The sequence below is a fragment of the Microvirga sp. GN3 genome (genome assembly GCF_055792825.1).
In genome coordinates this window covers 1-9,960 of sequence record NZ_JBVVAK010000230.1, presented here as the reverse complement: position 1 = coordinate 9,960, position 9,960 = coordinate 1, and the positions used below count along the sequence as shown (strand labels likewise).

Annotated in this window: 9 protein-coding genes; 5 read left to right on the top strand and 4 right to left on the bottom strand. The window is 64.0% G+C overall.

All coding sequences use genetic code 11. The features are described from left to right. Positions 1 to 476 precede the first annotated feature (476 nt). The 4 genes from ACS5Q1_RS44285 to ACS5Q1_RS44270 form a co-directional block, all read right to left on the bottom strand. A complete protein-coding gene (locus tag ACS5Q1_RS44285; protein ID WP_473104182.1) occupies positions 477 to 1,673 on the bottom strand; it encodes a multidrug effflux MFS transporter in 1,197 nt (398 codons plus the stop codon). Positions 1,674 to 2,353: 680 nt separating this feature from the next. Then, positions 2,354 to 3,487, bottom strand: coding sequence for an alpha/beta fold hydrolase (locus tag ACS5Q1_RS44280; RefSeq protein WP_473104181.1), 1,134 nt, complete (start codon positions 3,485 to 3,487; stop codon positions 2,354 to 2,356). A 183-nt stretch (positions 3,488 to 3,670) separates the two neighbouring features. Continuing rightward, the gene (locus ACS5Q1_RS44275; RefSeq protein ID WP_473104180.1) at positions 3,671 to 4,333 is read right to left on the bottom strand and encodes a DUF6766 family protein; all 663 of its coding nucleotides are present in this window, start codon (positions 4,331 to 4,333) and stop codon (positions 3,671 to 3,673) included. A gap of 36 nt (positions 4,334 to 4,369) precedes the next feature. After that, on the bottom strand, positions 4,370 to 4,825 hold the full coding sequence (locus ACS5Q1_RS44270) for a YsnF/AvaK domain-containing protein (RefSeq protein WP_473104179.1): 456 nt from the start codon (positions 4,823 to 4,825) through the stop codon (positions 4,370 to 4,372). Between the two features lie 310 nt (positions 4,826 to 5,135). Between ACS5Q1_RS44270 and ACS5Q1_RS44265 the strand changes: the two genes are divergently transcribed. The 5 genes from ACS5Q1_RS44265 (at position 5,136) to ACS5Q1_RS44245 (ending at position 9,621) form a co-directional block, all read left to right on the top strand. Then, a complete protein-coding gene (locus tag ACS5Q1_RS44265; RefSeq protein ID WP_473104183.1) occupies positions 5,136 to 6,707 on the top strand; it encodes a helix-turn-helix transcriptional regulator in 1,572 nt (523 codons plus the stop codon). Between the two features lie 83 nt (positions 6,708 to 6,790). Then, positions 6,791 to 6,976, top strand: coding sequence for a CsbD family protein (locus ACS5Q1_RS44260; protein WP_473104178.1), 186 nt, complete (start codon positions 6,791 to 6,793; stop codon positions 6,974 to 6,976). Positions 6,977 to 7,070: 94 nt separating this feature from the next. After that, positions 7,071 to 8,117, top strand: a complete 1,047-nt coding sequence (locus ACS5Q1_RS44255) for a PhnA-like protein (RefSeq protein WP_473104177.1) — start codon at positions 7,071 to 7,073, stop codon at positions 8,115 to 8,117. Positions 8,118 to 8,142: 25 nt separating this feature from the next. Then, a complete protein-coding gene (locus ACS5Q1_RS44250; RefSeq protein ID WP_473104176.1) occupies positions 8,143 to 9,039 on the top strand; it encodes a YsnF/AvaK domain-containing protein in 897 nt (298 codons plus the stop codon). A gap of 207 nt (positions 9,040 to 9,246) precedes the next feature. Beyond that, positions 9,247 to 9,621, top strand: coding sequence for a hypothetical protein (locus ACS5Q1_RS44245; RefSeq protein ID WP_473104175.1), 375 nt, complete (start codon positions 9,247 to 9,249; stop codon positions 9,619 to 9,621). Positions 9,622 to 9,960 lie beyond the last annotated feature (339 nt).

The following is a 9,960-nucleotide window of genomic DNA, read 5'->3' as shown; positions in this document are numbered from 1 at the left end:
TCCCCATAGATCCCGCAGCCTAAGCGTGGTGTTCCGCGGTTTCCTCCTTTGAGGCTTGTCGAACGCCTGCCGCTCGTGCAGCAGCACCGTTCCGCCGCGGCAGGCATCCAACAAGCCTTAACAACTCCAGAAGAAAACAGGGCTGCTCTAAACGTCCGCTCTGCCCTCCCAACCAGATTAACAAATCCGCACATTTAAGGGTGAGGCGGACCAATGGGTCGTTTCAGGAAAAGTCTGAGGCAAACTCGAAAAACAAGTGCATACGCGACAAGCGGTTAGCGGAAGCCGTGAGGCATCCTTTGGCGGCGTCTACATGTGTGGACGCTCGCATAGGATAGCCATAATTCGGGAAAGTGCTTGCTCAATGCGCGCTTCGGTCCGCCTCACCTCCTGAGGCGGGCTTTTTTCATGTGGGATTAAGGGCGCTATGCGCCCATCCGGCCACTCGCTTCATCTGTCATTCCTGTGTTTGCCGGCTATGTCGGCGGAACGTCAGGCACAGCCTTGTTCAGCCGAATGGCTGCGGCAGCAGCCAACAGGCCGATGAAGGAGGCCAGCAGCATTAGCCCCATCAAGAGCACAGGCGATGGCAGGCCGGACAGTGCGAAGCCGGTCAGCGTCGTCATCAGCGCACCGCACAGGACGGTCAGGGCGCCGGATATCCCTGCCGCACTTCCCGCTAGCCGAGGGTGAACCGACATTGCTCCGGCATTGCTGTTCGGCATTGTCAGGCCGTTGCCCAATCCGACAAAGATGGTAGATCCGAAATAGAGAGCCGGGGTGAGATAGTCCATCGCGATGATCGCGAGGCCACCGAGAAGACCCAGACAGGCTACTACCCGACCCATCAGCATGACCGTTGACGGCGGATGCTGGTCAACAAGACGACTGGCCAGCCAACTGCCAGTCATGAAACCTGCGGTGATGCTCCCGACGAACACCCCCAGCATTGCCGTGCCGATCCCGAAGATGACGGTGGCGACCAAGGGCGCTCCGGCCAGAAAGATGTAGAAGGCACCCGTCGAGAAGGCTGTACACAGCGCATAGCACCAGAAAACTGGCTCGCGCAGCAGTGTGGTCAGGCGCTTGCTGTCATGTCCCTCGCCAGCCACCGGCCGGGTGGTTTCGCCCACATCCGCCCAAGCCAGGCACAACAGCCCTGCTCCGGCCGTGGCATAAAGCAGGAAGACCGTGCGCCATCCGAAGGCAGCGTCCAGGACGCTCCCCAGCATTGGTCCTAACATCGGGGCAAGCGCCATCGCCATGCTGATGCGGCCCAACAACCGCGCGGCCTCAGCCCCCTCGGTGGTATCGCGCACGATCGCGAGAGAAAGGACATAGCCCGAAACCACAGCGGCCTGCAGCATGCGGAATGCCAGCAGCATCCACACGTTCTGGGCCAGTGCACAGCCAAACGATGCGAGAGTGAAGACCACGAGCGCTGCCAGCAGCACCGGACGCCGGCCGATCCGATCGGACAGCGGACCCACCCCGAGCTGGACCGCCGCCGTAACGGCAAGATAGCCACTGAGGGCAAAGCTGACCAAGGTGTAGTCAGCTTCAAGATCACGAGCGATGTTGGCCAGCGATGGCACGATCATGTTAAGCGTCACCATCGAGGTGGCGGTCATCAGGATCAGGGTCGCCAGAGCCGGGGGGCTTGCCTTGCGCATCGGTTTTTGAACCCTCTGAAAACTAAAAAGCCCCCGAACGGTGGTTCGGGGGCGCATGGCGAACGGATATGGCTTCCGCTATCGGACCATGCACCTCTTGCCTACGATTACGAAATTCGGTGGAAGCATCTGCCATCTCCTATCGGTTGAACTTATTCCCAGATTGACTCGTTATGCAAGTGCTGTTCCAGCTTCCGCTATGGGTGAGCGGCAGTCATTTGGTGCCTGCGATCAGTTGTGGGCCCTGACCTTAGCGCGTACTTTCGGAGGTGAGGCAGACTGATGGCCTATCTCTGCCAGGAGTTGAGGCAAACTCGAAAATCAAGTTCAATTATTGCAGTTACTTGGCGGAAGAGCTGAGCCATCCTTTGCCACCCTCTACATGTGGACGCTCGCATAGGATAGCCATAATCCGGCAAAGTGCTTACTCAATGCGCGCATCGGTCCGCCTCACCCTCTGAAACGTGAGACGAGGTTCTTCTGCGATCGTATGGAAACCTCGGCAACCGGATCGAACCGAGAGGCCGCCCATCCGTGCGGCCTTTTCTTGTGTTGCTCAATGGAGCTTTGTCCGTTCCCAGCCCCATTGCGGACGCTTAGCGTACTTCTGGAACGTGCCAGGAGCCGACCTTCCTGATTTTGCTTCGATTTCATGATGGGCTGTCCCGGGCAACAAAGGTTTATCCTGCGCCGAGGCTCGACACGACGCTGGAGCGCTGCGCTGTTCGATCAATCGCGGCGGCAACGGCGTCCGGAGCCAGGTGATGGATCATGTGGCCGAGCCCGGGAAGGGTGATGAACTCGCTGTGTGGCAATTCCCGGTGCAGGCGCGCGGACTGGCGGCCCACGTCCGCAATCTGATCGTCGGCACCCGTGATGATCGTCACTGGCCGCTTCAGCTCGCCGTAGTGTTGCTCCAGCTCCATCACGGACGGCGTCATGAGCGCTGCGTCCTCGGCCTCCGCGCGAAGCTGCAAGGGACGAAGCATCAGCGGCTTCGGAAACTCGCGCTCGAAGCGCTCCGGCACTGAGGCAGGCTGGAACACCCGCTTGATCATGCCCGGGAGGATCGCCCGCGCAACGAGCGGGGACACTGTGTAGCGCATGGCATCGCCGATTACTGGGATGGCCGGTGGTGAGAGCAGGAACGTGTCGGCTCGCAGGGTCGGATAGTAGTAACCCGAGCCGAGGACCAAGCCGCGCACAAGCGCGGGAAACTCCAGTGCGAGGGTGATCGCCACCAGGGTGCCCCAGGAGTGCCCGTACACCACCGCCTGCTCGACCCCGAGCTGTGCCAAGGCGTTCCGGAACAGCCGAGCATGCGCACGCGGCGTCCAGAGCTGGCGCGGGCGCGAGCTGTAGCCATAGCCGGGGCGGTCGATGACGATCACCCGGTAGCGCTCCGCCAGCCGATCGACAAGGCCGCTGATGGTGAAGTCCTGGATCATCGTGCCGTTGCCATGGATCAGCACCAGCGGATCCCCCTGGCCGCGCTCGATGGAGTGCAGGCGCACTCCATCCACATCAAGAAAGCGGCCGATCGGCGGATAGCGGCGCTCGGCATCACGGGTCTGCCTGCGGTTGTACAGGGCCGCGGCTCCGAGAGCAGCAGCCGAGCCCAGCAGAACAGGAGCAAGCCATCGGCGCGGGTTCGAGCGGCCAGCCCGAACAGGTTGCCGAATCTCGTGACGCTCCTGAGTAGGACAGCCTCTCTGATTCTGGTTGAACGCTTTATCTGGGACGCCGCCGCCCGTCTCCACCGCACCGTCACGCCTTGACCGGTTCGGATCGACCTCTGCCCCCATGTTGCTCATGCGTCCGCTCCATTCAGATCCAAAGCGAACAACGTCCCGGATCCCGATGGGTTGCTGCGTTGCAGCAAAGAAGCTCATCTCGATATGGATGCACGTGATGGGCTTAGTGACACTCTGTTTTCGAGTAGCCGGCAAGATGTCCAGCGGTCGTGATCTTGGTCCGCCGGGCCGTGCTGCGGCTCGTCAGTGCCCGGTCGCAGCGTGCGGGGCGGCCACGGGCTTGGACTCGGGCGAGCCACGCTCGCGCAGGTAGATGCCGAGCACCAGCAACACGCCAATTGATAGGAACTCGCTTTGCCAGTTCTGGAAGCTCTCGTACCAGAACTCCGGCTCGGCCAGCATCTCGACCGTGGTTCTCATCGGCTGGTGGTGTTGAAGCGCCTCCTCGTTCGTCCGCCGCGTGCTGCCTGCCAGATGCAGCCAGAAGGACAGGATGAATAGCCCCACCAGGGCGATGCTCAACGAGTGCGAATAGAGCTTCAGCAGCAGTCCGCCGCGGTGGACTGGCCAGGGTGCACTGGGATCATTGCGGCGGTTCTCCGGCATCTCGTCCTCGGGGTTGTCCTCGTCGGGCTTCTTGGACTCGGCCGAACCCTTCTGAAACAGAAAGACGGTCAGCAGCACGTAGGCCGCCATCTGAAGGAACTCGCTTTCCCAGTTCTCGAACACGGCCGAGATGAAGTGGCCACTGCCCAAGTAGTCAAGGAAGCCGATCGTGGGTAGGTCATGCAGGCGGAGTTCCTCGGCGTGTGCCCGCCAGCCTGCAATTGCCTGGCCAACTAGGGAGATCAGGAACAGAACAAACAACGTGACCGACAGTCCGTTGTCACGCAGGAACCGACGCATCCGCCTAACCTTATGCTCGTGAACGGCTACGGTTGGTCAACGCGGGATGGAGTTGTCAGTTTCTCGTATTGTCGCCTCCTCATCGACGCTCAAGCCTTCCGGGGCCTCACGTTCCAAGATGGCGCGCTGCTTACGCAGGGTAACCGGCACCTCGACGGCTTCGGTCTCGACGCGGCGCCGGATGTGCAGCTCCTCCTTGAGGACGAGCCTCCTCTCGACAATGAGGATCTCCTCCAGGACCGGGACGATGGTCACGTCGCCTTCCGTCCTGATGTCCGGTGCCGTGTCGACCGGACGGTCGATAGGAACGCGGGTCACTTCGACCACATCGCTTCGGAGATCAGCCCGGGCGAGTTCCTCGACTACTTCGGTCGTGATGCTGACGCGGGCCCTTCCGGTCACCCGCTCGCGGGTGCCGATGCGAACCGTCTCTTCGACGAGGGGCAGAACCTCGTCGGCTTGAGCCTCTGCCGCGGGAATGTCCTGGGTCAATGGGTCCTCCTCGGATGCGAAGATCCAACGGGTGGACCGGGACGCCGTTCCGGCTTGCCTGCCCTGCCGCCGCAAGATGCCGCAGGAGCATGGCCGGGCGGCCGAGAAAGAGCGCGTGAACCATCCTCGACATAGGCCGTTAGACCGGGTGCCGCGGCAGCAACCACTCCGAACCCTCGGAACACCTGCCCGACGACATGGATCCGTTCGCGTCCTTTGAAAAGGCGCCGCGACCAGGTTGGATTTCGAACATCATGGTGCCACCGTGGCCGAGGCGGAGGTGGCCCACAGAACCGTGAGAGACAACACCATGGTCGATCAGGCTCCAGACCACTCGCAACTGGAGCAGATCATCGCCGGCCTGACCGAGGGCGTGATCCTGATTGAGCCCGACCAGACCATCACCTATGCCAACGAGGCGGCGCTGGCGATGCACGGGGTGGCCCACCTGAATGATCTCGGTCGTACCGCCGACGAGTACCGGAACAACTTCGTCCTGCGCTACCGCAACAATCGAGCGCTCGACCCCGGCCGCTATCCGATTGACCGCGTTGTCGCCGGAGAGGCCTTCGATGAGGTGGTGGTCGTGGTGGCGCACAAGAACAATCCTGACCAGGACTGGACCCACCGCATCCGCAGTCTCGTCATCACCGATCAGATGGGCAACCCGGACTGCCTGGTTCTCATCGTTCATGATGTCAGCGAGCAGATCGAGGCTGAGGACCGCTTCGAGCGCGCCTTCGCGGCCAATCCCGCCCCCGCCACCATCTGCCGCCTCACGGACCTGCGCCTGATCAAGGTCAACGAGGGTTTCCTGGAACTCACCGGATACATGCGCGAGGACGTGCTGGGCCGCACCGTCTACGAGATCGATGTACTCGAACGGGCGGAGCGGCGGGATCTCGCGCTGGAGCGCCTGCGGGCCGGCGAGACCATCCCGCAGATGGCAGCCTGCCTCACGGTGCCGAGCGATGCGGGCGGACGTCAGGTGGTGGTGGCAGGCCAGCCGATTGAGGTCGGCGAGGAGCCCTGCATGCTGTTCACCTTCGCCGACCTCGAGCCACGCCGGAAGGCCGAGACGGCCCTGCGGCATTCCGAGGAGCGCTTTGCCAAGGCTTTCCGCCTTGCCCCCGTGCCGACCACCATTGCCACGGCCGACGACCTTCGTCTCGTCGAGGTCAACGAGGCATTCACGAAGGTGCTGGGCTACCAGGGCCAGGATGTGATCGGTCACCCAGCCCAGGACCTGGGCCTCTGGGTCGACGACGGGGAACGCCGCCGCTTCGAGACCGAACTTGTCCGGACTGGCACCGTCAGGGACTTCGAGGCCCGCCTGCGGGTGAAGGACGGAGACGATATCGAGTGCCTGGTCTCGGCCGAGACGATTACGGTGAGCGATCGTGCGTGCATCCTGTGCTCGTTCCAGGATATCACCGCGCGCCGTCGCTCGGAGGAGGAACTCGTCAGGGCCATCGAGGCAGTCATGGCGGACGCGTCCTGGTTCAGCCGCGGCGTCGTGGAGAAGCTCGCCGCCCTGCGCCACCCGCCCCGGCCCGGCCAGTCTCCGGCGCAGGCAGCCGCCAGCGTGACCGATCTGACGGCGCGCGAGCGCGACGTGCTTGCCTTCGTCTGCCGCGGCGCAAGTGATCCCGAGATCGCAACGGAACTTCGACTCGCCCGCAACACGGTGCGCAACCACGTGGCGTCGTTGTACCAGAAGCTCGGCGTCAACCGGCGCAGTGCCCTGATCGTGTGGGCCCGCGAGCGCGGCATCGGCGGGGATGGCATCGCGCCCAAGCCCCGGAAGGCGCGCAAAAGCGGTACGGAAAAGCCAGTCCGCCTAGTGCCGAATAACCAAAAAAATAAATCGGAACTCAAATGATTTCAGTGGGTTAGCTGGCCATGGGCCGAACGGCCGGCGTGCCGAGTCGCGATTTACGCCACCAACCTAACCCAGAGGCTATCATGGACAAGGACCGGATCGCGGGTGCCGCGAAACGAGTGAAGGGCTCCGTCAAGGAAGCCACCGGCAAGGTCACGGGCGACAGCAAGACCCAAGCCGAAGGTGGTGCCGAGAAAACGGCCGGCAAGGCTCAGAACGCCGTCGGCGGCGTCAAGGCCACTGCGCGCGACACCCTCAAGCCCCGCTGACGCAACATTCGTCGCCTCGCGGCGTAACCGACACAACTCCCCTGACAAGGCACCCACCTAACGCGTCTCGGGCGCAGCACCAAAGGAGGCCGACATGGCAGACATCCATCACCCTGACACGTCGCGCAACCGCGGCGATTACGATGCTCCTCATATGAGCCCGGTCACCCCGTTCGAGGATGCCCGCACGATCATGCTCAACCGGATCTCCTGGGGCGCTGTGCTGGCTGGTGTCGTTGTGGCACTTGTCACCCAGCTTGTTCTCAACCTGCTCGGCATCGGGGTTGGGGCTGCGACCCTCGACCCGGCGGCCGGGGCCGGCGAGAACCCCTCGGCCTCATCCTTCTCGATCGGGGCCGGCATCTGGTTCGCCGTGGCCGGCATCCTAGCCTCTCTCGCCGGCGGCTACGCGGCCGGGCGGCTAGCCGGCAAGCCCAAGGAGTCGACGGCGGGCTGGCACGGCCTGACCGCTTGGGCGCTGACCACCCTCGTGATCTTCTATCTCCTGACCACCACGGTTGGCGGCATTCTCGGCGGTGCCTATCGCACCGTGACGAGCGCCTTGGGGAATGTCACTCAGGCGGTTGGCTCGACCGCTCAGACGGCAGCCCAGGTGGCAGCACCCAATTTGTCGGGTGTGACCGACCCGTTCTCCTCCATCGAGCAGTCGGTGCGGGGCGCGACGGGCGGCAACGATCCCGCGGCCCTGCGCGACGCGGCCGTGGCCGCGGTCCGCGCTGCGGTAACGGGCAACCAGCAGCAGGCCCAGGAAGCCCGTGAGCGGGCTGCTCAGGCCATCGCGCGAGCGCAGAACATCCCGGTCGAGCAGGCCCGCACCCAGGTGCAGCAGTACGAGCAGCAGTACCGTCAGAGCGTGGACCAGGCGAAGCAACAGGCGACCGAAGCCGCCGACACAGCCGCCACTGCGGTGTCACGTGGAGCTCTGTTCGGTGCGCTCGGCCTGCTCCTCGGTGCGATCGCAGCTTGGTTCGGCGGGCGCATGGGCGCGGTCGAGCCGACGATCACCGCCCGCATGGGCCTGAGTTCGGCAAGCACGAGCACCATCGTGGACCGAACTCCTGATCCCTCCCGCCGGACGGCTTCCACTACGACGACCGACAGTCGCACCTCGCGATCCTGATCATCGCATTCACAGGAGACTTGCCATGACGCAGCAGACCATCATCACCCACTTCGACAGCCGCTCCGACGCGCAGCAGGCGGCGGAAGCGCTCACCGAAGCTGGCATCAGCCGGTCCGCGATCCGCCTAATCCCCGAGACAGAGTCGACCAGCTACCAGCGCATAGACGAGCGCTCAGCCTACGACCGTCGCAGGGACGAGGGTGGTTTCTGGTCCTCGCTCAGCAACTTCTTCCTGCCCGAGGAAGACCGCTATTCTTACGCCGAGGGCATGAGCCGCGGCGGCACCACGCTGGCCGTGGCGGCCGAGGAGGCGCAGATCGATCAGATCGCTGACATCGTCGAGCGTTATGGCGCTGTCGACATGGACGAGCGTGAGAGCACTTGGCGCAACGAGGGCTGGACCGGGTACATGGCAGGCTCGACGGGTTCGGTGGCGTCCGGCACGCACGCCGGCGCTTCTGCGGCCGCAACCGGCATGACGGCCGAGGCCTGGACCGCCGGAGAGGCAGAGGAGGTGATCCCGATCGCCGAGGAGCAGTTGCGGGTTGGCAAGCGCCAGGTGAACCACGGGCGCGTGCGCATCCGCTCCTACGTGGTGGAGATGCCGGTCCAGGAGCAGGTCAGCCTGCGCGAGGAACACGTCGATGTGGAGCGCCGGCCCGCCGACCGTGCCCTGATGGGTGACGAGAACCTGTTCCGGGAGCGCACCATCGAAGCCGAGGAGCGTGCCGAGGAACCTGTGGTCTCGAAGGAGGCGCGGGTGAAGGAGGAACTCGTGATCCGCAAGGACGTCGAGGAGCGCACCGAGACCGTATCCGACACCGTGCGCCGCACCGAGGTCGACATCGAGGACGAGCGCGGTGCACGGGATGCCCGGACGGGCACGACTGGCTCCGCCAGCGATCGCGGACGGGGCTGACCCGCGGGGGCGGCCCGGACGGACTGGGCCGCCCCGGGCTTGACCCCTGCGGGAAGGGACGCGCTGGTCCGGTCCTCAGGGGGCTTGTGAGGCCTCACCGGGATCAGGCGCGAGCACCACCCTGCCGCAGCCTCCTCAACCTTCTTCCCGATCCAGCTCCGTCCCCGGGTAATGCTTGGCGAGGGAGTGCTTTTGATCCGCACAGGCATGACACAAACATCAGACGATCGGGCGAAGACTCGGGGCAGCCGCAGTTCTGGGTCCAAGGAGCTCGACTGCACGTACAACCTGTTCCGCAGATCGGGATGCGAAAGCCTTGTCTGCGCCGTGCCCGTGGACCGTCCCGTGCCAGGCTTCCTATCAGGGCGAGGATGGCTCTTTGCGTACTCTCTTCATCCCGTCGACCGTCTGCCGCCGGGCTTCCTTATGAAGGCGGCCTGCGAGGGCGTCCGGTTCAACGGCTTCTATTTGTTCCACCTGACGGCCGAGCCTGTGCCGGATGACGGTTGTCGCGGCCCGGCATCGGACGTCGAGATCCGAGCGCATGTGCGCGCCATCCTGAAGCAACTCAGGCCAACCTAAGTGATGCCGGGTTTCCTGCCTCCCTGACGGTGATGCCAAGAGCGGAGAAACGATCGATCGGCCCTACTGCCTTGTCGTTGAGGATCAGGCCCTGATTGCCGTGTCGATCGAGACCTACCTCGAGGAAGCCGGCATCGCGGTGCAGACGGTGGCCTCCCAGGCTCATGCACGCGCGTGGCTGGAAGCAAACATGGCCGACGTCGCTGTTGTCGACTTTGGCCAGCCCCCACGAGGTGGTCCGGTGTCAATGTTAGTGCATGATCGGTCGTGGCGCTACGGCTGGGGTGGCCGGCGGAGTTGGCCGGGGTTGCGCAGCCGGCCATAGCACTGTCTCGGGTG

Excerpts from the sequence above, each read along its gene's own strand:
- ACS5Q1_RS44285 (WP_473104182.1), bottom strand. The coding sequence starts at position 1,673 with ATGCGCAAGGCAAGCCCCCCGGCTCTGGCGACCCTGATCCTGATGACC.
- ACS5Q1_RS44280 (WP_473104181.1), bottom strand. The coding sequence starts at position 3,487 with ATGAGCAACATGGGGGCAGAGGTCGATCCGAACCGGTCAAGGCGTGAC.
- ACS5Q1_RS44275 (WP_473104180.1), bottom strand. The coding sequence starts at position 4,333 with ATGCGTCGGTTCCTGCGTGACAACGGACTGTCGGTCACGTTGTTTGTT.
- ACS5Q1_RS44265 (WP_473104183.1), top strand. The coding sequence starts at position 5,136 with ATGGTCGATCAGGCTCCAGACCACTCGCAACTGGAGCAGATCATCGCC.
- ACS5Q1_RS44260 (WP_473104178.1), top strand. The coding sequence starts at position 6,791 with ATGGACAAGGACCGGATCGCGGGTGCCGCGAAACGAGTGAAGGGCTCC.
- ACS5Q1_RS44255 (WP_473104177.1), top strand. The coding sequence starts at position 7,071 with ATGGCAGACATCCATCACCCTGACACGTCGCGCAACCGCGGCGATTAC.
- ACS5Q1_RS44250 (WP_473104176.1), top strand. The coding sequence starts at position 8,143 with ATGACGCAGCAGACCATCATCACCCACTTCGACAGCCGCTCCGACGCG.
- ACS5Q1_RS44245 (WP_473104175.1), top strand. The coding sequence starts at position 9,247 with ATGACACAAACATCAGACGATCGGGCGAAGACTCGGGGCAGCCGCAGT.